The following is a 19743-nucleotide window of genomic DNA, read 5'->3' on the forward strand; positions in this document are numbered from 1 at the left end:
CCTCAGCAGTTACGCCCGACCACGAGAACCCAATACCTATTGTCCAGAGCTGCGAGGCCATACTCGCGGACTTGCCGCTTCAGCATGTTCTCCCGATGCCGTGGCGATTCCGACCACGAGGTGATCACCTGCGATCGGGTCATCTCTCCCATGGCCAGGTTTTCGGCGACGGTACAATATCCGTAGCCTTGTTGCTTCGCGCGATCCCCGATGTTTCCACCCCTCGGTCCTCTATGCGAAAGCTCACCGGTGTTCTTAATGTGCTGGGCTTGGGCCTCTGCAACCGCCTGCAGGCGCGGCGACTGGGACAGGGTGTTCAAGCCGTTCTGGGATCGGAACGCGTTGAGCGACGGAACCGTCGAAGTGAGCGACGCGACGGAGCGGCGTACCGGTGGCTCACTTGAACTGCTCACGGTCGAGATTGTGCAGGAGGCCAGAAGAAGTCCTGCGAGAACGGCAACAGCAGTAGACCTTGACATGAATGCACCTCTAGAGACTTGGACTTGGCACAATCAACTATCACCCATCAGTTGTATGGCCAGCTTTTGTTGTCTCAAAATGATTGAATTCAGATCCACGGACGTGAGTTTGCCGTCCCTGACGATCTGCCGTCCCTCGACGATCAGATGCCGAACGCGCGAGGGGCCCCCGCCAGCAGGAACGCGGCCGGATCCCAGCTTCCGGCGCTCTCGATGCCGGAGATGTCCCAGAGCGCAATGTCGGCGCGGTAGCCGGGCTCGACGCGTCCCGTATCGTCCCGGCCGAGGACCTCCGCCCCGCCGCGGGTCGCGATGAAGAGCGCCTCGCGCGCACTCATGGCATCCGCGCCCTGCGCCACCCGCTGGAGCAGCATCGCGGTGCGCGCCTCGCCGGCGACATTGCCGCTGTCGTTCGAGGCCGAGCCGTCGACCCCCAGCCCCACCGGCACGCCCGCATCGCGCATCGCGCGCACCGGTGCGATGCCGGACCCAAGTCGACAGTTCGAGCAGGGGCAATGCGCAACACCGGTCCGCGTGCGCGCGAAAAGGTCGATTTCGTCGCGCTGCAGCTTCACGCAATGGGCGTGCCAGACATCCGGACCGGTCCAGCCGAGCTCCTCGGCATATTGTCCGGGCCGGCATCCGAAGGTCTCGAGCGAATAGCTGACGTCCTCGTCATTCTCCGCAAGATGCGTGTGCAACATCACGCCCTTGTCACGCGCGAGGAGCGCTGCGTCCCGCATCAGCTCCCGGCTGACGGAGAAGGGCGAGCACGGCGCGACCCCGATCCGGACCATCGCGCCCGGCAGAGGATCGTGGAACGCGTCGATCACCCGGATGCAATCGCTCAAGATGACGTCCTCGCTCTCGACGAGCGTGTCCGGAGGGAGCCCGCCGTCGCTCTCTCCGATCGACATCGCGCCCCGCGTCGCATGGAACCGCAGGCCGATCTCCCGCGCCGCCGCGATACTGTCGTCGAGACGCGATCCGTTCGGGAAGAGATAGCAATGGTCCGACGTGAGGCTGCACCCCGAAAGCGCGAGCTCGGCGAGCCCGGTCAACGCGGAGACATACATCTCTTCCGGACCGAAACGGGCCCAGATCGGATAGAGCGTCTTCAGCCAGCCGAACAGGAGCGCGTCCTGCGCGGCCGGCACGGCTCGGGTCAGGCTCTGGTAGAGATGGTGATGGGTGTTCACGAAGCCCGGCGTCACCACGCAGGTCGACGCGTCGATCACCTCTGCCCCTGGCGCCTCGAGCCCCTGCCCGATCCCGGCGATGACGCCATCGCGGATCAGGATGTCGGCACCCTCGGGCTCGCTGCCCGCATCGTCCATGGTGAGGATTGTTCGGGCGTTGCGAATGATGAGGTCGGTCATGTCCCCTCCGCTATCGCCCTTTCGGAATGAGGATACCGCGGGCGACAGAAAGGGGAAGGACTCGTCCGGGGCCGCTCACGGGATAGCGGAGCGCCCCGCGCCTGTCAGCCCTTCAGGCGCTCAAGAGCGGCGGCATGCAGCTCGGGCGTCGCCGCCGCGACCGCGCGACCGCCGTGAAGGACCGGACCGCCCTCCCAATCGGTCACGACCCCGCCCGCGGCCTCGATCACGCCGATCGGCGCCTGGATGTCGTAGGCATGCAAGCCCGCTTCGATCACGAGATCGATCTGACCGGCCGCAAGCAGCGCATAGGCATAGCAGTCGAGGCCATACCGCACCAGCCGGACGCCATGTGCCACGCGGGTGAACGCGGCCCGGTCCTCGGTTGTGCCGACTTCTGGAAAGGTGGTCATGAGCGTTGCCAGCCCAAGCGAGGTTGTCTTCCTTGTCCGGAGCGCTCCGCCGCCATGCGGACCGGTCCACTCCGCGCATCCGAGACCACCGAGAAACCTCTCGCCGATATAGGGCTGGTCGATCACGCCCAGATGCACGTTGCGCGCATCCGAAAGCGCGATCAGAACACCCCATGTGGGCGCGCCAGCCATGAAGCCGCGCGTGCCGTCGATCGGATCGAGCACCCAGGTCAGCCCGGACGTGCCGGGAGTCGCGTCCTGTTCCTCGCCGAGAATTGCGTCCTGCGGCCTGCGCGCGGCCAGAACCTCGCGCATCGCCGCCTCGGCTGCGCGATCGGCATCGGTGACCGGATCGAACCCGGAGGGTTCCTTGTTGTCGATGGCGAGGGCTGCGGTGCGAAAATGCGGAAGCACGGCCGCACGCGCTGCGTCGGCGAGCGCGTGGGCCGTGGTCACGATGTCGTCGCGTTGGGTCGTAGAGAATGTAGCCGCCATGCCGCCTCCGTCCGTATCCGCCACTCGGCTAGACCTGACGGGGCCCCGGGGCAAGTCAGCCCCGGGTCAATCCTTCTTTCAAGCGACGTCCGACAGGACCCGCGCCAGCTCGAACAGGCGGCGGCGCTGATGTTCGGGAATCGAGTAATATGACCGAACCAGGTCGAGCGCTTCCTTGTCACCGAGGATGTCGGAGGGTACCGCCTCCTTGGGACGCGCCTCGGTTTCGAGGCCCTCGAAGAAGAAGCTCACCGCGACGTCAAGTGCGTCGGCAATGTCCCAAAGTCGGGATGCGCTGACACGGTTTGCGCCGGTTTCGTATTTCTGGATCTGTTGAAATTTGATTCCAACTTTCTCGGCCAGTTGCTGCTGCGTCATTCCGACGAGCCACCGCCGATGCCGGATACGTTTTCCGACATGCACGTCAACAGGATGCGTCATTCAGATCTTTCCTTGCGCCACTTAAAACTGGTTCTCACAGCCTTGCCAGCGCTGAACATGCGCAAGCAAAACCAACTCTTCTACATGGCGTCGTGCACCCCTACGACGTGCCGTAAAGATACGAGAGAAATGACCACCGGGCAAGTACAACCCTCACGGCGGCAACACTCTAGAGTTGTCGGAGGCGTCGGGGGCGACAACAGGCGAGCGCTTACGCGCCAAAGGGGAACGTTGCCGCTCGCAAAGCCTTTGTCCGTATGAACAAAGTGCAGTTTGACGATAGCTACAACGGGGACAGCTTTCATGGAAAATTCGATCGCTCGCGCGCTGCGTGTCACCTCCCACAGCGCTGCTCCCGTCCTGAGTGACGTTGCGTTACCAGACCCCGCCGAGGGCGAGATCCGGGTCAGAATCGAAGCCTGCGGTCTCAATTTCGCGGACTTGTTGATGGTGAAAGGCAGTTACCAGGATACCCCAGAACTGCCGTTCACCCTCGGAATGGAGGTTGCGGGTGTCGTCGAATCCTGTGGTCCCGGCGCGGACCGGTTCGCGCCGGGGACGCGGGTTGCGGTCTACGGCGGTCGCGGCGGCCTGGCCGAAGCGGGCAATTTCGACGCGTCGCGGGCCGTGGCCCTGCCTGACGACATGGATGCGGTCGATGCCGCGGCATTCCAGATCGCCTATGGGACCAGTCACGTCGCGCTCGACCACCGTGCTCGCTTGAAGGAGGGCGAGACCCTTCTCGTGCTCGGCGCCTCGGGCGGCGTCGGCCTCACTGCGGTCGAGATCGGCGCGCAGATGGGCGCGACCGTGATCGCCTGCGCGCGCGGCCCCGAAAAGCTCGAGATCGCGAAGGTCGCCGGGGCCCATCACCTCATCGATGCCGGCACCGCCGACATCCGGGCCGAGGTCAAGGCGCTCGGCGGCGCGGATGTCGTCTACGACCCGGTCGGAGGAGAGCAGTTCGAAGCCGCGTTCCGGGCCTGCAATCCCGAGGCACGGATCCTCACGATCGGTTTCGCCAGCGGTGACGTGCCCCGGATCAAGGCGAACCACCTCCTCGTGAAGAACATCTCGGTAATCGGTCTCTACTGGGGCGGCTATCTGTCGTTCAGACCCGAGGTCGTGACCGAGAGCCTCACCACCCTGCTCGATTGGTACGAGGCCGGCCGAATTAAGCCACATGTAAGCCACGTGCTTCCGCTAGACCGCGCCGCTGAGGGGCTTGAGCTGCTGCGCACGCGGCAGGCCACCGGCAAGGTCGTCATCCGGATCGCGGACTAGGCGTCATGCGGCGCGGGCAGGCCGCAAAGCGCTGAACCCCTGGCGCACCATCTCGGCGAGACCGTCCGCCGGAGCGCCGCGGGCCTGACCACGGTGAAGATTGATCTTGAACGTCCCGAGGTCGGGAAGCGCATCGCCCACATCGATCGGCGCAAGTTGCGGCGCGCCATGTCCCTCGAGGAAGGCCACGACACCCAGGTCCGCTGCGACCGTGGCATGGCTCGAATGATCGCTGTCGGTATCGATGACCTGCGTCCACGGGATGCCCGCGGCGTCAAGCCGGCGCAGCACCGCGGGCCGGAACGCACATCTGAGCGACAGGGCGAACGGCAGCGGCCGCTGCTTCCACGCGGTCCCCCCGGGCGCGCCGTGCCAGAGAAGCGGCGCTTCGAGCAATGTCTCGCCACTCGACCCCTCCTCGGTCGTCAGCGCAAGATCGAGCTCGCCGGCTGTCAGTTTCTCGAGAAGGTCGAAGGTGCGCGCGGTGACGAGCTGCACCCGCATGCGCGGATAGGCGGCATGGAACCGCTGCAGCACCTTGGGCACGACCGGATAGAGGATGTCCTCGGGCACCCCGAGAACCAGTTCCCCCTCGAAACCCTCGGCGGTGAGGCGGGCGTAGATCTCGTCGTTCAGCGCGACCATGCGGCGCGCGTAATGGAGAAGCTGTTCGCCCGCGGGCGTGAGTGCGACAGTCCGTCCGGACCGCTCGAGCAGGTGCAGCCCGAGCATCTCCTCGAGGCGCTTCAGCTGCATCGAGACCGCCGATTGCGTGAGGTTCAGCATGCGGGCGGCCCGCGTGACGCCGCCGGTCTCGGCGACGGCTGCGAAAGAGCGCAGAGTTGTCAGGTCCAGGTTCCGCATGTCGATCACACCTAGTGATGGAAAGGTCCACGAACATTCGTTTCACAATATGGGAATGATGGCAATAATCATCATCACGACGAATGGAACGAATGCCTTTCATCACAGACAGTGACGGAGACCATCATGAAACGCGATCTGGCCCTCGGAGCGGGCCGCCCTGCCCGCCGCTCTCTTCTGTCCCGGTTTCGGGCCTACACCGCGATGCGACGGCAGCGCACGGCGCTTGGCGACCTCGACGATCACGCACTTCGGGACATCGGGCTGAGCCGAGCGGAAGCCCGGCGGGAGGCACGGCGTCCATTCTGGGACGTGCCGGACCACTGGACCCGCTGAACACTTCGTTATTGATGCCGAACGCCGGGGTAACAATCTTGAAAACCCGGGCGTACATCCCGATATTACGATGCAGAAGATCCCGGGCGGTGTCGTTCCGGGGCCAGGGGTTCAATTCGGAGGCATCAATGGCAGACTACAACACGATCCGGACCGGTGCAGCGTCCGGCACGCGCACGGCCCAGATCGATTCGGGGCTGCGCGCCCACATGAACAAGGTCTACGGGACCATGTCGGTCGGGACGTTCATCACGTTCCTTGCCGCGTGGGCCATCTCGGGCCTCGCGACCACTGCCGATCCGTCGGCTGGTGTCGCGCAGATCAATAGTGACACCTACCTGACCGGCCTTGGCCAGGCACTCTACGCCTCGCCGCTGAAATGGCTCATCATGTTCGCGCCGCTGATCTTCGTGTTCGCGTTCTCCGCTGGCATCAACCGGATGTCGGCAGCGACTGCGCAGACCGTGTTCTACGTCTTTGCCGCGGTGATGGGCCTCTCGATCAGCTCGATCTTCCTCGTCTTCACGGGCTACTCGATCATCCAGGTCTTCCTCGTGACCTCGATCGCCTTCGCGGGCCTCTCGCTCTGGGGGTACACCACCAAGAAGGACATCTCTGCTTGGGGATCGTTCCTCATCATGGGTGTGATCGGCCTCATCGTGGCGTCGATCATCAACATCTTCCTCGGCTCGCCTGCGATCGCCTTCGCCGTGTCGGTGCTCGGGGTGCTGATCTTCGCAGGCCTCACCGCCTACGACACGCAGCAGATCAAGAACGAGTACATCGAGCATTCGCGCCACGGCGACAGCGAGTGGCTCGGAAAGTCGGCGATCATGGGCGCACTGCGTCTCTATCTCGACTTCATCAACATGTTCATGTTCCTGCTGCAGCTGCTCGGCAATCGCGAGTAACGCGCGAGGCGACGATGGAAATGAACAGGGCCGGTCCTTCGGGGCCGGCCTTTCTCATGTGGGGTTCAGAGAATTCGCCGCATGAGCATCGCCGGAAAACCGATCCCGCGGGGAAGCTCGACCGTGATCGGACCGACCTCGGAGAATCCCAGGGCACGATAGAACGGCACCGCGGTGAGCGTCGACTGGCAGCGCATCTCGGCCATGCCCGCCCCCGCGGCGGCCATCATCACATGACCGAGCAGGGTCCGCCCGATCCCCTGCCGCGTGAGGCGGTGATCGGTCACGACGTGTCGGACATGGGCGACGCCCCTGCGGCCTTGGCGGCCCCCGCCGGGCCCGGCTTCGCTCCATCCCCCCGCGCCGACGACCTCGCCGTTTCGTTCGGCGAGATAGAACGTACCTGACGCAAGCAGCGCCGGCTGGGCACGTGAGATGATCGGGATCGAGGTCACCAGGACCGAGGGCGGGTAATCCCCGCGCAAGAGCCGCGGATACGAGCGCTGGAAGAGCGCATCGACCTCTGCAAGGTCGTCCGGCGTTGCCGCCCGGATGCTGAGGGCGTCGATCAGGTCCATTCTCGGCCTCCTGATCGCAAGGTAGCGCGTGCATAAGAGCGCCGCCACATTCCATACGCCCCCGAAACGAGAAACCGCCGCGTCCTGCGGTCCGGACGCGGCGGTTCTCTGTCCCTCGAAGTACGAGGTGCGAAAGGCTTACTTGATCTTGCCTTCCTTGTATTCGACGTGCTTCCGCGCGACCGGATCGAATTTCCGGATGGTCATCTTCTCGGTCATCGTGCGCGCGTTCTTCTTGGTCACGTAGAAGTGGCCGGTGCCTGCGGTCGAGTTCAGGCGGATTTTGATCGTGGTCGGCTTCGCCATCGTGTCGTCTCCTTCGGGCGGGCGCAGGTCGGGCGGCACCCGTGAAATCTCTCGAAGCCCGCCTTTTATCCATGAAAGCGCGCGAGTCAACCTCCCCGCCCCGGGAATTTCCGACCGGCCGCCTGTGGTCCCGGCGCCCCGGCGGCGCAGGCCGAGGGGACGGGAAAGCTAGCGCGGAGGGCCTGTAAGCCGGATTCTGTCTGCGTCCTCCGAAAAGGACGGAGATGACCATTCCTCTTGGCCGCCGGTTGCCCGGCGGCTCGAGCTGCCAACCCGGATCTCTCGGGCTGAAGCGGCCCTGCGGGTTGCCCCGCGCGAGATCCCTATGCGGCATTGCTCCCGGTGGGGCTTGCCATGCGGGCGCCGTTGCCGGCCCCCCGGTGGGCTCTTACCCCACCGTTTCACCCTGACCCCGGGACGGGCCCGGGGCGGTCTCATCTCTGTGGCGCTTTCCGTCAGGTTGCCCTGCCCGGGCGTTACCCGGCACCGTTGCTTCAGGGAGTCCGGACTTTCCTCGAGCGGCTTGACGCCGCCCGCGGCCATCCGGCCCTCCGCGCATCGCGGCACATAAGCGGATGCCGCGATCAGCGCAAGGAGAGCGGGGCGTTGAGCCAGTCTGTCAGCGCATCCGTCACCGCATCGGGCGCCTCGAGGCTCGGCAGATGTCCGGCCTCCTCAATCACCGACAGATCCGCCTGCGCGATGAGGTCGGAGAGGAAGGCGTGCCGCTTCACCGGCAGGATCGTGTCGTGCTCCCCGCAGAGCACCAGCACCGGCACCTTGCACTTGCGCAGAACGCCTTGCTGGTCCCGGCGCCTCTGCAGCGCCCGCGCCTGACGAACATAGGCCTCCGGCCCGAGATCCCGCGCCATCTGTTTCAGGAGCTTGAGATGCACCGCCCGCTCCGGAACCTGGGCAAGAGCGCTGGCCGGCACCTCCTCGGCGATCGCCTCGTCGAGCCGGCCCGCCTTCGCCGCAACGATCCGCGGCTCCCGCGCCGTCGCCTCGCCCGCCGTATCCGCCAGAGGCGTGGTCGAGATCAGCGCCACCCGCAGCACCCGGTCCGGCGCGCGGCGCAGGATCTCCATGGCGATCATTCCGCCGAGCCCGTGCCCCGCGAGCGCGAATTTTGCTGGAAGATGCGGCAGCGCGGTCGAAGCCATCTCCTCGATCCTCTCGCCGACGCTCGAGGGCATCACCGTCACCGGCGTCCAGCGCGACAGCGCCTCCACCTGCGCCGAAAAGAGCCGCGCATCGCATCCCAGCCCGGGGATCATCACCAGCGGTTCGCTCATCTTCCGCCCGCCTCGGCCCGTTTCGTCATCAAATCTTTGTCCCGCTCGCCCCGCCCGCTCCGTTCCGGGCCATCACCGCAAAGCCTATCAGAGCGGCGTGCGAGGGAAAGGGCGCGCGGATCCTGCCCCCTTGCCGCCGCCCCGAACCCATGGTCAAGGACGGCTCATGAAGGTCCAGACCCTGATCCTCGGCGCCGGCGCGGCCGGCATGATGTGCGCGGCCCATGCCGGACCCGGGGTGCTCGTGGTCGATCATGCCAAGGCCCCGGGCGAGAAGATCCGGATCTCGGGTGGCGGCCGCTGCAACTTCACCAATCTCGACATCCGGTTCGAGCGCTTCCTGGGGCAGAACCCGCATTTCCACAAATCCGCCCTCTCTCGCTACACCCAGTGGGACTTCATCGAGATGGTCTCGCGCCACGGGATCGCCTGGCACGAGAAGACCCTCGGCCAGCTTTTCTGCGACGAGAGCGCGCGCGACATTATCGGGATGCTTCGGGCCGAGATGGGCCGCGCCGAGCTCTGGCTGCGAACGGAGCTGCGGGATCTGCGCCACGACGGCGCCTTCATCGCGACGCTCGAGCGTGAGGGCGAGCGCACGGAGGTCCATGCCGACCGGCTCGTCGTCGCCACGGGCGGCAAGTCGATCCCCAAGATGGGCGCGACGGGGCTCGCCTACGACATCGCCCGCCAGTTCGGTCATGCGGTGACCGAGACCCGACCGGCGCTTGTGCCGTTCACTTTTCCCGACAAGCGCTTCGCCGCGCTCGCGGGTGTGTCGGCCCGCGCCACCGTCCGGGCAGGAGATGCCGCCTTCGACGAAGGGATGCTTTTCACCCATCGCGGCCTCTCCGGCCCCGCGATTCTCCAGGCGTCCAGCTACTGGCGCGAGGGCGAGGCGATCGAGATCGACCTCGTCCCCGACACGCCTCTAGCGGACATCCTGAAGGATCTGCGCCGGCGGGAGGGCAAACGCGCCCTCGCGAGCGAGCTCGCCCGACACCTGCCGCAGCGCCTCGTCGATCATCTCGGCGCCGAGCTCGACCTCTCGGGCCGCCTCGGCGATCTGTCCGACGCGCGGGCCGACACGCTCGAGGCAGCTCTGCGCTCCTGGCGGCAGGTGCCGAACGGCTCCGAAGGGTATCGCACCGCCGAAGTCACGCTCGGCGGCATCGACACTGCCGGCATCTCGTCGAAGACCATGATGTCGAAGACGGTGCCGGGCCTCCACTTCGTCGGGGAGGCGGTGGACGTGACCGGATGGCTCGGCGGTTACAATTTCCAGTGGGCCTGGTCGTCCGGCTGGGCAGCCGGCACGGCCATCGCAGGGTCATGACACCGAGCCGTGGCGGGCCGATCACCGACCTGACACGTCGTCGCGACACCGTCTGGCGCGCTGACACATCACTGTTACAATTCGTCCATGAACGACGAATCCATCTCTGCGCGCCCCCGCCTTCTGCGCATGATCGAAGCTGGCGTCCCGGTGAAGGCGCTGCGCGATCTCGGCAACCGTATCCGCTTCGGCCCCAACGCTCCACGCTCGGACGAACTGATCTGGATCGACCCGATGCAGGTCACGCATGTCTATTCGCGCAAAGGCCCCGTCGCCTATCGGCGGCGCCACAGCGGCATCGTCGCAGGAGGCGACTGGGACCGTCGGGGCACCCCGATAGATGACGCGACGAAGGTGAGCGCGTGCAACCGGCATTTCGTAGACGGCGAGAGCTGGGAAGAGACGGGCATCGTCGAGGAGATGATGTCCCGGATCGACCGCTGCGGCATCTTCGACGGATGTCGCACCCGTGAGGATGTCCTGGCGCGCTACGAGCGCATCGACCGGATGTACGACGAGGTCGCGCGGACCCGCAGGCTCGAGCCAATGATGGACCGGCCGGAACGGTTCCGCCGCGAGCATGGCGGGATCCTGATCCATATCGATCATGACGGGCGGCCGCTACTGGCCGGCAACGGCAACCATCGGCTCGCCATCGGGCGCATTCTCAAGCTGGACCGAGTTCCGGCCCAGCTTGGCGCGATTCACATCGATGCCTGGAGTGCCGGCATCATGCCGCTCCTGAGGCAGGAAACGTCGAGGGCGACCTGACCAAGCGGCGGTTATCCGAGCGCAGCGTGCACGTTCTCGACGAAATCCTCGCCGCGTTTTTCGAAATTGTCGTATTGGTCGAAGGACGCCGCGGCAGGCGCCAGTAGCACGGTCTCTCCCGGCTCGGCTTCGGCGACGGCACGCGCCACAGCCGTCGCCATGTCGGTGCAGATCTCCGCCTCGACGCCCGATAGGCCGAGGGCGAAGCCAGCCGCTTCGCGCCCGATCACATAGGCCTTGCTGACATGAGCGAGCCCCGGAGCGAGGCCGGCGAGCCCGCCCTCTTTCTGCAGGCCGCCGCAGATCCAGCGAATGCGGTCGAAGGCCAACAGCGCCTTGAGCGCCGAATCGACGTTGGTCGCCTTGCTGTCGTTGACGAAGGTCACGCCGCCGCACTCGGCCACGATCTGGGAGCGATGCGGCAGGCCGGCATAGCTCTCGAATCCCGACTGGATCTGCCTCGGTCCGAGACCGAGAGCGCGGCACGCCGCGTAGGCCGCGCAGGCATTCTGGTGATTGTGCGCACCAGGTAGTCCGCGAATCGTGCGAAGGTCGATCGCCCCGACCTGTCGCCCCTTTCGCCATTCCGAAAGGAACCCCTTGCGGGCGAAGACCTGCCAGCCCGGCCCCGAGAGCTTGGCTCCCGACGAGACCCGGATGACTCGGTCGTCCGAGGGCGCGGTCGAGAGCTGGTTGGCGAGGAACCGCCCCTCGTTCTCGTCCACACCGATCACGGCGCGGTCCGGTCCGCCTTCGGCAAAGAGACGACGCTTGGCTGCGAAATAGCCGCCGTGCCCGCCATGCCGGTCGAGGTGATCGGGCGTCAGATTGGTGAAGACGGCGATGTCCGGCGTCAGCGCGCGCGCCAGCTCGGTCTGGTAGGACGACAGCTCCAGCACGATCACGCCGGCTTCTCCCGGTGCCTCGATGTCGAGAACGCCGCGTCCGATATTGCCCGCGAGCTGCGCCGGCCGCCCCGCCCTTTCCAGCACGTGATGGATCAGGGCCGACGTGGTGGACTTGCCGTTCGATCCGGTGACCGCCACCACCCTCGGAGGCGTGTCCAGCGCATCCCAAGCCCCCTGCCCCAACGCGCGGAAGAACAGACCGATGTCGTTGTCGACCGGCACGCCCGCCGCCCAGGCGGCGGCAATGACCGGGTTCGGCGCCGGATAGAGATGCGGGATGCCCGGAGATGTCACCAGAAGCGTGACATCCTCGAAGGCGCCCGCTCGCGTCAGGTCGCGGATCTGAAACCCATCCTCTTCAGCCTGCTCGCGCGCCGCGGGCTGGTCGTCCCAGAGAACCGGGATGGCACCACCCGCCCGCAGCGATCTGGCCGCGGAGAGACCCGACCTCCCGAGCCCCAGAACCGCGACCCGCTCGCCCTCGTGACCATGTATCGCGATCATACGGTTCTCGCCTCCACGCTGCCTTTCCCTATCCGCTAGCGCACGAGCGCGGCGGGGGAAAGACAGCGCCGCGCGCCTGCTTCGTCTTGAGGAGAATATCCCGGCAGCACGCGGGCAGAGCCCGGGCCGCAGGGCGCACGGTCATTAGGGTCCGGCGCTCGCCACCACCTCGGCCGCCGCCGCGACTCCGCCGCGGCCATGGGGGATGCCGAGCGCGGAGAGCCCCGCCTCGACCGTCCCGAGCAGCCCAAGCACCATATGCGCGTTGACATGTCCCATATGACCGAAGCGGAAGAAGCCGCGCCCTTCGGGATCGCCCTCCTCGCTCATGCCGAGGCCGATCCCGAGCGTCACGCCCGCCTGCCGCGCCGTCCACTCGCGCAGCCGCGCCCCGTGCGGCGCGCCGAGCCTGAGGGCGGTGACGGCGTGGCTGCGGTGGCCGGGCTCGGCCACGTTGAGGGTGAGCGGGCCGCCCTCGCCCCAGGTCTCCGCCGCCGCCCAGATGGCCCGGGCGAGCGTGGCGTGCCGCGCCCAGATCGCCTCCATCCCCTCGGCGTGGATGATGTCGAGCGCCGTGCGCAGACCGAAAAGGTGATGGGTCGGCGCGGTGCCGCCGAAATACTGGTAGAACATCTCCGGATCGGCGCGCGGGGCCCAGTCCCAGTAGCGCGGCACCCGCGGCATCGCCCGCCGCACTTCGGCCGCCCGCTCAGAAAAGAAGACGAAGCCGAGCCCCGGCGGCACCATCAGGCCCTTCTGAGAGCCCGTGACGGTCACGTCGGCGCCCCAGAGATCCATCTCGAACGGATCGCAGCCGAGCGAGGCGATGCAATCGACCATCAGAAGCGCCGGATGCCCCACTTCTCCGAGCGCGCGGCGGATCTCGGCGATGTCGGACCGGAGCGAGGTCGATGTATCCACATGCACCGCCAGCACCGCCTTGATGCGCCCGCCCGCGTCGTCCTCGAGTGCCTTCCTCACGCGGCCCGCGTCGATCGGGGTCTTCAGGCCGAATTCGAGGATCTCGACCTCGATCCCGAGGCCCTCGGCCATCTCGGCCCAGCCGTGCCCGAACCGCCCCGTCGCGCAGACCAGCACCTTCTCGCCAGGGGCCACGGTGTTGGCGAGCGCCGCCTCCCACGCGCCGTGGCCGTTGGCGATGTAGATCGCCACATGGCCCTCGGTGCGGGCCACACGCCGCAGGTCGGGGATCATGCCCGCGACCATGTCGACAAGATCGCCCTCGTAGATGTTCGGAGACGCCCGGTGCATCGCCTGCAGCACCGCGTCGGGAATGACCGAGGGGCCGGGAATGGCAAGGTAAGGGCGGCCGTGGGCGAGCGACATGGCGGATCTCCGGGAAAGGCGCGCCCTTGAAGCGGGTCGCGCGGGCGCCACCCTATCGGCCGAAACCTTGCGGTCAATGGTGCCGCACCGTCCGGGAAAACCGGTTTTCCCCGGCCCGCGCGCATTGTAGACCCCTGCGGAACCTAAACGGACGCACCCCTGCCATGCTCGCCAAATTCTGGGACCGGATCGAGACCGCCGAACGCCGCTTCCGGCGCTCCTTCGGCAAGGACATCGCGAGCCCCCGCGGGCGGCTTGGCGCGTGGCTGCACTACCACCTTTTCGATCACGCCTTCCTGCGCTCGTTCTGGACCAATTTCCACGAGGTCGCGCCGGGCGTCTACCGCTCGAACCAGCCGACTCACCGGCGCTTCCGGACCTACGCGCGGATGGGCATCAAGACCGTCATCAACCTGCGCGGCGAGGACAAGTACTCCTACTACCTCTTCGAGAAGGAGGCCTGCGACCGGCTCGGCCTGACCCTCGTCGACGCCAAACTCATGGCGCGCCAGGCCGTCCGGGCAGACCGCATCATCGCCGTGATCGACGCGATCCGTGCCGCCGAGCGCCCCCTCGTCTTCCACTGCAAGTCGGGGGCGGACCGGACCGGCTTCGTCGGCGCGCTCTATCTTCTGATATTCGAAGGGGCGAGCATCCAGTACGCCAAGAAGCAGCTCGGCATCCGATACATCCATCTCGACTGGACCAAGACTGGCGTGCAGGACTACATCATCGACGTCTTCGCGGCACGTCAGGGCTATGGCGAGATCGGGTTCGAAGACTGGATCCGCACCGAGTACGACCACAAGCGGCTCCAGAAGAGTTTCGACGCCCGCCTGCCTCCGAACGACGCGGCCAAGCCGACATGAAGACCTTCGCCGACCGCCCCGATTCCACCGCCGCCGAACGCCGGCATCTCATGATCTGGCTCTGGCGGAACTATCTCGCACGCCACTGGCCGCTCCTCCTCGTTGCGGTCCTGTTCATGTCTCTCGAGGGCGCGATGTTCGGCGCGCTCAGCTACACGATGAAGCCGATGTTCGACACGGTGTTCGTCGGCGGCCAGTCGGAATACCTGCCGCTGGTGGGGCTCGCCTTCTTCGGCATCTTCACGGTGCGTGCCGTCGCGGGCATCATCCAGAAGGTGGTCCTCTCGAAGGTCAGCCAGGAAAGCGTTTCGGAGGTTCGCTCGGACCTCGTCGGGCATCTCATGACGCTCGACGGCGGGTTTCACCAGACCTACTCGCCCGGATACCTCATGCAGCGCATCGAGGGGGATGTGGAGAGCGTCAACAAGGTCTGGCGGTCCCTGATCACCGGTGCCGGCCGCGACGTGGTGGCGCTCTTCTCGCTCTTCGGGGTGGCGTTCTTTATCGACTGGCGCTGGACGCTGATCGCGCTCGTCGGCGCGCCGCTGCTGATCGCCCCAGCGCTCTTCGCTCAGCGCTTCGTACGCGGCAACGCCCGCCACGCACGAGACGTGGCAGCAAGCCTGTCGACGCGCGTGAACGAGATCCTGCACGGCATCGTGCCGGTGAAGCTGAACACCCTCGAGCGCTATCAGGCCAAGCGCTATCGGCGGCTCACCCGCGAGCGCATCCGCACGGAGATCCGCTCCTCCGCAGGCCAGGCGGCGATCCCCGGGCTCATCGACATCATGTCGGGCCTCGGCTTTGCGGGGGTCCTGTTCTACGGCGGCGGCGAGATCATCTCGGGCGAGAAGACGGTGGGCGACTTCATGGCCTTCTTCACCGCCATAGGTCTCGCCTTCGAACCTCTGCGCCGCCTCGGGGCCGTCTCGGGGATCCTGCAGGTCGCTGCGGCAGGGCTCGAACGGATCAAAGAACTGCTCGACATGCGCCCCGAGATCGCCGACCCGGCGACGCCGCGCGCGATACCGGATGGCGTGCCAGAGGTGCGGCTCGAGAACGTGCACGCCGCCTATGGCGACACGGCGGTCCTCTCGGGCGCGAGCTTCACCGCCCGGGCCGGAGAGGTCACGGCGCTGGTCGGCCCCTCGGGCGCAGGCAAATCGACCGTCTTCAACCTGCTCACCCGGCTGGTCGACCCCGTCTCCGGCGCCGTGACCATCGGCGGCGTTCCCGTATCGGAGATGAAGCTCGGCGAGCTGCGCCGGCTCTTTTCCGTCGTCAGCCAGGACGCCCTCCTCTTCGACGAGACGCTGCGCGAGAACATCGTGCTCGGGCAGGACGACATTCCCGATGACCGCCTTCAGGCGGCCCTCGAGGCGGCGCATGTCACCGATTTCCTGCCGAGGCTGCCGGACGGGCTCGACAGCCCGTGCGGCCCGCGCGGATCGAACCTTTCCGGGGGGCAGCGCCAGCGGGTCGCCATCGCGCGGGCGATTCTCCGCGACACGCCGCTGCTCCTGCTCGACGAGGCGACCTCGGCCCTCGATGCGCAGTCCGAGGCCGTGGTGCAGGAGGCGCTCGACCGTCTTTCCAAGGGACGCACCACGCTCGTTATCGCGCACCGCCTCTCGACCGTGCGCAATGCCGACAGCATCGTGGTGATGGAGTCCGGCCGGGTCGTCGATCAGGGCACCCACGACGAGCTCATCGGCAGGGCCGGGGTCTATGCGGATCTCTACCGCCTCCAGTTCGACACTGCCGACAGCTGACCACCGCGAACCCGACCTTTCCGCGCCTGTTTTCGCTGCCCCCTGTCGTCGCGGCTCAGTCGTGGTATAGACGGGGCCCCGAGCGACAGAGGACAGGCCCGAAATGACCGATCCCGACCGCACCGTCCTTCGCGTCTCCGGCGCGGACGCCGCGGACTTTCTCCAGAACCTCGTGACGAACGACGTCGAGCGCCTCGATGCCGGGCTGGTCTACGCGGCCCTTCTGACCCCGCAGGGCAAGTACCGGGCGGATTTCTTTCTCGTGCCCGACGGCCACGACATCCTGATCGATGTCGCAGAGCCCCTGGCCGCGGACCTCAAGAAGGCGCTCACGCTCTACAAGCTGCGCGCCAAGGTCTCGATCGAGGAGACCGGCATCGTGCCCGCCCGAGGTCTTGGCACTGCGCCGCCGGGTGCCTTCGCGGATCCGCGCGATGCCCGCCTCGGCTGGCGGGCCTATGACGGTCGCCCGTCCGAAGAGGGCGTCGATTGGCCCGCAATGCGAGTCGCGGCGCTCGTTCCCGAGAGCGGGATCGAGCTGACATCCGATACGTTCATTCTCGAGGCCGGATTCGAGCGGCTCGGCGGCGTCGATTTCAGGAAGGGTTGCTATGTCGGCCAGGAAGTGACTGCCCGTATGAAGCACAAGACCGAGCTCAAGAAAGGTCTCGCCCGCGTCGATGTGGAAGGCGCTGCTCCCGTCGGCACTGCGGTCGAGGCGGACGGAAAGAGCGTCGGCACGCTCTACACGCAAGCGGAGGGCACCGGCATCGCCCATCTGCGCTACGCTCAGGCCCGGCCCGAGATGCGGGCGGGCGAGGCCATAGTGAGGTACGAGGCATGACCACGCGCGACGATATGGACACCCTGCCCCAGCCCCTGCTGGACGCGTTCGATGCAAATGTCGCCGAGACGCGGCGGCTCGCGGGCGGCGATCTCTCCGACGTCACCTACGTGAAGCTCGACACCGGTCGTGAGATGGTCGTGAAGTCCGGCCCGCTCGTGCATGTCGAAGCCCGGATGCTCGCGGCGATGGCGATGGTGCATGCCCCCGTTCCGGAGGTCATCCATACCGAGCACCGTCTGATCTGCCTCGAATACCTGCCCGAAGCACCGGCGAGCCGCGAGACCTGGCGCAGTTTCGGCGAGGCACTGGCGCAGATGCATTCCTGGGATGGCGGGCAATACGGCTGGCAGGAGGACTACGCCTTCGGGTCGGTCCCGATCCCGAACGCCACCACAGCGAGCTGGCCCGAGTTCTGGGCCGAGCGCCGGCTGCGCGCAGATCTTTCGGCGCTGCCGCCCGAGCTCGCGGCGCGTGTCGACCGGCTCGCCGCGCGCCTGCCCGAGATGCTGCCCGAGAGCCCGCGCGCGTCGCTTCTGCATGGCGATCTCTGGGCGGGAACCTGCATTTCACAGAAGACCGTGCGGTGATGATCGATCCGGCGTCCTATCACGGCCACGCGGAAGTCGATCTCGCCATGCTGACGCTCTTCGGCAAGCCCGACGACGTCTTCTGGCGCGGCTACGGCAAGCCCGAGCACGGGTGGGAAGAGCGCCGCCCCATCTACCAGCTCTGGCCCGCGCTGGTGCATCTGCGTCTCTTCGGCGGCGGCTACCACGCCATGGTGACGGGCCTTCTGGACGAGATCGGGGTCTGACCGACTACCGGGAATGGTCGCCCCTGCGCCGGTTCGGCCCCTCGCGATGTCCACCGTCTGACCCGCGTCGCAGATAGGGCGGCCCGTAGGGAATTTCGACGTCGATGCCCAGGTCGTACGTGGCCCCTGAGCGCCTTTGCGGCACGCTACATAGCGTGCCCTCGTCCACGTCACATGCGACAGGCGGCAGAGCGTCGTCGACCGGCAAGAGATATTCCGCGGCGACCCAGCCGCGCCGGCCCGCCCCACGCTCCCACCGGACGCCGCACCAGAGCCGCTCGAGCCGCAGCACGCAGCCATCGGTGTCGAGCCGCGTCGCTGCCCTCGCATGTCCGATGACGGCTGACCGAATACTCGGCTCGGCCCGGATGTTGACCCGCCCAGAGATGCCGATCACCGCCACCTGCGCCGCGTCCTGCAGACCCACGCGTGCCGAACTCGCCACCATGGTGTTGCGCTCCGGCTCCTGCGCCGGCGCGGGACTCGCGCAAAATGCTCCGATCCCGGCGCAAAAAGCCGCCCGACGGAGCCATGAAGATATCTGGTGAAACATTGTGCAGCCCGTACGCCGGATCGAGATCCGAGGCTGCGTTCCACACCGCCGGTCCGTCAAAGCAAACCGGCGGGCGTGGTTAATGGCCCGAGACCGCCTCAGGCGCGCTCGGAATATTCCATCGTCTCGGTGTTCACGATGATGTCCTCGTCCTGCCCGACGAAGGGCGGAACCTGGACCTTGATGCCGTTGTCGAGAATCGCGGGCTTGAACGAGTTCGCCGCCGTCTGCCCCTTCACCACCGGCTCGGTCTCGGCGATGCGGCAGGTCACCTTCTGCGGCAGGGTCGCGTTCAGCGCCTCGTTCTCGTAGAATTCGACGACAATGGTCATGCCGTCCTGCAGGAAGGCGCGGCGCTCACCGAGAAGCTCGGCATCCACGGTGACCTGATCAAAGGTCTCGGCGTCCATGAATGTGAGCTGGCCATCAGCCTCGAACAGGAACTGCATGTCCCGCTGCTCGAGCCGCACCTTCTCGACCTTGTCGGCCGAGCGGAAGCGCTCGTTCAGCTTGGAGCCGTTGCGGAGGTTCCTCAGTTCGCATTGCGCGAAGGCCCCACCCTTGCCGGGTTTGACATGGTCCACCTTGACCGCGGCCCAGAGGCCGCCGTTGTGCTCGAGGACGTTGCCGGGGCGGATTTCGTTACCGTTGATCTTGGGCATGTGTCGAAAAGGTGGCCATGTGTTGATCCGAATACGAGACCGCCTATATATCCTGCTCAGTGGCCCTGCAAGCTTACCAGATATCGTGTCGGTTCGGCGTTAAGCCATGCGTTCGACGCAGGGGAGCCATGCACCTCCGGGCTATGCGAATCGAACTGAATACACCATAACGCCCCTCACGCCCGGAATTACAAGACCAATAAAGCAAGGACGCACTTCATGCGAGATTTCGTGGATGGGACGGCGTTCAACGCCGAACAAGGCAATCGTGCCCGCAAGCTGTTCGCTGCCGTTGTTCTCGCCGCTCTCGACGACGCCATTGCCGACGACAAGAAGTACGGCAACGGCCCTGACCAGATCGCTCGCTGGGCGCGCTCGCGCGACGGTCGCGAAGTCCTGACCTGTGCCGGCATCGACCCCACCGAGCGGGTCGTGGAAGGCCTGATGGAATTCGTCTCCAAAGGCGTCCGCACCTCCGTCGCGCTGTCGCGCGAGGAGAGCGAGCGTCGCAGCGCAGCACTCCTGGCAGAGGCGGCCGAGGCCGCCTGAGCCGATCAATCCGGTATGTCCCGGTAGGAA

20 protein-coding genes, 1 other RNA gene and 2 pseudogenes are annotated in these 19743 nt (G+C 66.5%); 10 read left to right on the forward strand and 13 right to left on the reverse strand.

What is annotated here, in order from left to right:
• Nucleotides 1–2: 2 nt before the first annotated feature.
• The 4 genes and pseudogenes from OCH239_RS23870 to OCH239_RS09285 form a co-directional block, all read right to left on the reverse strand.
• Nucleotides 3–479 carry a CAP domain-containing protein gene (locus tag OCH239_RS23870; RefSeq protein WP_084782320.1) on the reverse strand — a complete coding sequence of 159 codons (477 nt, stop codon included), beginning with the start codon at nucleotides 477–479 and terminating at the stop codon, nucleotides 3–5.
• A 33-nt stretch (nucleotides 480–512) separates the two neighbouring features.
• A pseudogene (locus OCH239_RS09275) lies at nucleotides 513–1858 on the reverse strand (8-oxoguanine deaminase).
• Between the two features lie 104 nt (nucleotides 1859–1962).
• Nucleotides 1963–2766 (reverse strand): histidinol-phosphatase, encoded by an 804-nt coding sequence (hisN, locus tag OCH239_RS09280; protein ID WP_037261538.1) that lies wholly within the window; start codon nucleotides 2764–2766, stop codon nucleotides 1963–1965.
• A 78-nt stretch (nucleotides 2767–2844) separates the two neighbouring features.
• Complete coding sequence (locus OCH239_RS09285; RefSeq protein WP_037261540.1) at nucleotides 2845–3207, reverse strand: helix-turn-helix domain-containing protein; 363 nt, start codon at nucleotides 3205–3207, stop codon at nucleotides 2845–2847.
• Nucleotides 3208–3510: 303 nt separating this feature from the next.
• Between OCH239_RS09285 and OCH239_RS09290 the strand changes: the two genes are divergently transcribed.
• Nucleotides 3511–4491, forward strand: coding sequence for an NADPH:quinone oxidoreductase family protein (locus OCH239_RS09290; RefSeq protein WP_037261543.1), 981 nt, complete (start codon nucleotides 3511–3513; stop codon nucleotides 4489–4491).
• A 3-nt stretch (nucleotides 4492–4494) separates the two neighbouring features.
• Here OCH239_RS09290 and OCH239_RS09295 read toward each other — a convergent pair whose 3' ends face one another.
• Nucleotides 4495–5355 (reverse strand): LysR family transcriptional regulator, encoded by an 861-nt coding sequence (locus OCH239_RS09295; RefSeq protein ID WP_037261875.1) that lies wholly within the window; start codon nucleotides 5353–5355, stop codon nucleotides 4495–4497.
• Nucleotides 5356–5481: 126 nt separating this feature from the next.
• On the opposite strand from OCH239_RS09295, the gene OCH239_RS09300 reads away from it, so the two are divergent.
• Both OCH239_RS09300 and OCH239_RS09305 read left to right on the forward strand, forming a co-directional pair.
• Nucleotides 5482–5691 carry a DUF1127 domain-containing protein gene (locus OCH239_RS09300; RefSeq protein ID WP_037261547.1) on the forward strand — a complete coding sequence of 70 codons (210 nt, stop codon included), beginning with the start codon at nucleotides 5482–5484 and terminating at the stop codon, nucleotides 5689–5691.
• A 128-nt stretch (nucleotides 5692–5819) separates the two neighbouring features.
• Entirely contained in the window at nucleotides 5820–6602 is a 783-nt protein-coding gene (locus OCH239_RS09305) for a Bax inhibitor-1/YccA family protein (RefSeq protein WP_037261551.1), read from the forward strand.
• A gap of 65 nt (nucleotides 6603–6667) precedes the next feature.
• On the opposite strand, the gene OCH239_RS09310 is transcribed toward OCH239_RS09305, so the two are convergent.
• The 4 genes from OCH239_RS09310 to OCH239_RS09320 all read right to left on the reverse strand — a co-directional run bounded on the left by OCH239_RS09310 (nucleotide 6668) and on the right by OCH239_RS09320 (nucleotide 8781).
• Entirely contained in the window at nucleotides 6668–7180 is a 513-nt protein-coding gene (locus tag OCH239_RS09310; RefSeq protein WP_037261555.1) for a GNAT family N-acetyltransferase, read from the reverse strand.
• Nucleotides 7181–7318: 138 nt separating this feature from the next.
• Entirely contained in the window at nucleotides 7319–7486 is a 168-nt protein-coding gene (gene rpmG, locus OCH239_RS09315) for a 50S ribosomal protein L33 (RefSeq protein WP_005856346.1), read from the reverse strand.
• A 169-nt stretch (nucleotides 7487–7655) separates the two neighbouring features.
• An RNA gene (gene rnpB, locus OCH239_RS21690) (RNase P RNA component class A) lies at nucleotides 7656–8041 on the reverse strand.
• Between the two features lie 29 nt (nucleotides 8042–8070).
• Nucleotides 8071–8781 carry an alpha/beta fold hydrolase gene (locus OCH239_RS09320; protein ID WP_037261560.1) on the reverse strand — a complete coding sequence of 237 codons (711 nt, stop codon included), beginning with the start codon at nucleotides 8779–8781 and terminating at the stop codon, nucleotides 8071–8073.
• Between the two features lie 166 nt (nucleotides 8782–8947).
• Here OCH239_RS09320 and OCH239_RS09325 point away from each other — a divergent pair, with 166 nt between their 5' ends.
• A complete protein-coding gene (locus OCH239_RS09325) occupies nucleotides 8948–10117 on the forward strand; it encodes a BaiN/RdsA family NAD(P)/FAD-dependent oxidoreductase (protein WP_037261562.1) in 1170 nt (389 codons plus the stop codon).
• An 87-nt stretch (nucleotides 10118–10204) separates the two neighbouring features.
• A complete protein-coding gene (locus OCH239_RS09330) occupies nucleotides 10205–10888 on the forward strand; it encodes a hypothetical protein (protein ID WP_051489399.1) in 684 nt (227 codons plus the stop codon).
• Between the two features lie 11 nt (nucleotides 10889–10899).
• Here the strand turns inward: OCH239_RS09330 and murD are convergent, their stop codons facing one another.
• Both murD and OCH239_RS09340 read right to left on the reverse strand, forming a co-directional pair.
• Nucleotides 10900–12300: a UDP-N-acetylmuramoyl-L-alanine--D-glutamate ligase gene (gene murD, locus OCH239_RS09335; protein ID WP_037261565.1), complete on the reverse strand. Its 1401-nt coding sequence runs from the start codon at nucleotides 12298–12300 to the stop codon at nucleotides 10900–10902.
• Nucleotides 12301–12444: 144 nt separating this feature from the next.
• The gene (locus OCH239_RS09340; protein ID WP_037261568.1) at nucleotides 12445–13647 is read right to left on the reverse strand and encodes a pyridoxal-phosphate-dependent aminotransferase family protein; all 1203 of its coding nucleotides are present in this window, start codon (nucleotides 13645–13647) and stop codon (nucleotides 12445–12447) included.
• 164 nt (nucleotides 13648–13811) lie between these two features.
• On the opposite strand from OCH239_RS09340, the gene OCH239_RS09345 reads away from it, so the two are divergent.
• The 4 genes and pseudogenes from OCH239_RS09345 (at nucleotide 13812) to OCH239_RS09360 (ending at nucleotide 17949) form a co-directional block, all read left to right on the forward strand.
• On the forward strand, nucleotides 13812–14516 hold the full coding sequence (locus OCH239_RS09345; protein ID WP_037261571.1) for a phosphatase domain-containing putative toxin: 705 nt from the start codon (nucleotides 13812–13814) through the stop codon (nucleotides 14514–14516).
• Nucleotides 14513–16288 (forward strand): ABC transporter ATP-binding protein, encoded by a 1776-nt coding sequence (locus OCH239_RS09350; protein ID WP_037261574.1) that lies wholly within the window; start codon nucleotides 14513–14515, stop codon nucleotides 16286–16288. Before OCH239_RS09345 ends, OCH239_RS09350 begins: the two co-directional genes overlap by 4 nt.
• Before the next feature lie 103 nt (nucleotides 16289–16391).
• Entirely contained in the window at nucleotides 16392–17132 is a 741-nt protein-coding gene (ygfZ, locus tag OCH239_RS09355) for a CAF17-like 4Fe-4S cluster assembly/insertion protein YgfZ (RefSeq protein WP_037261577.1), read from the forward strand.
• A 14-nt stretch (nucleotides 17133–17146) separates the two neighbouring features.
• Nucleotides 17147–17949, forward strand: a pseudogene (locus OCH239_RS09360) (fructosamine kinase family protein).
• Nucleotides 17950–17953: 4 nt separating this feature from the next.
• On the opposite strand, the gene OCH239_RS09365 reads toward OCH239_RS09360, so the two are convergent.
• On the reverse strand, nucleotides 17954–18397 hold the full coding sequence (locus OCH239_RS09365) for an SH3 domain-containing protein (protein ID WP_037261580.1): 444 nt from the start codon (nucleotides 18395–18397) through the stop codon (nucleotides 17954–17956).
• Nucleotides 18398–18600: 203 nt separating this feature from the next.
• Entirely contained in the window at nucleotides 18601–19164 is a 564-nt protein-coding gene (gene efp, locus OCH239_RS09370; protein ID WP_037261583.1) for an elongation factor P, read from the reverse strand.
• A 219-nt stretch (nucleotides 19165–19383) separates the two neighbouring features.
• Here efp and OCH239_RS09375 point away from each other — a divergent pair, with 219 nt between their 5' ends.
• Nucleotides 19384–19713 (forward strand): DUF6280 family protein, encoded by a 330-nt coding sequence (locus tag OCH239_RS09375; protein WP_037261586.1) that lies wholly within the window; start codon nucleotides 19384–19386, stop codon nucleotides 19711–19713.
• The last annotated feature ends 30 nt before the right edge of the window (nucleotides 19714–19743 follow it).

It is taken from the genome of Roseivivax halodurans JCM 10272 (genome assembly GCF_000521785.1).
Lineage (GTDB): Bacteria > Pseudomonadota > Alphaproteobacteria > Rhodobacterales > Rhodobacteraceae > Roseivivax > Roseivivax halodurans.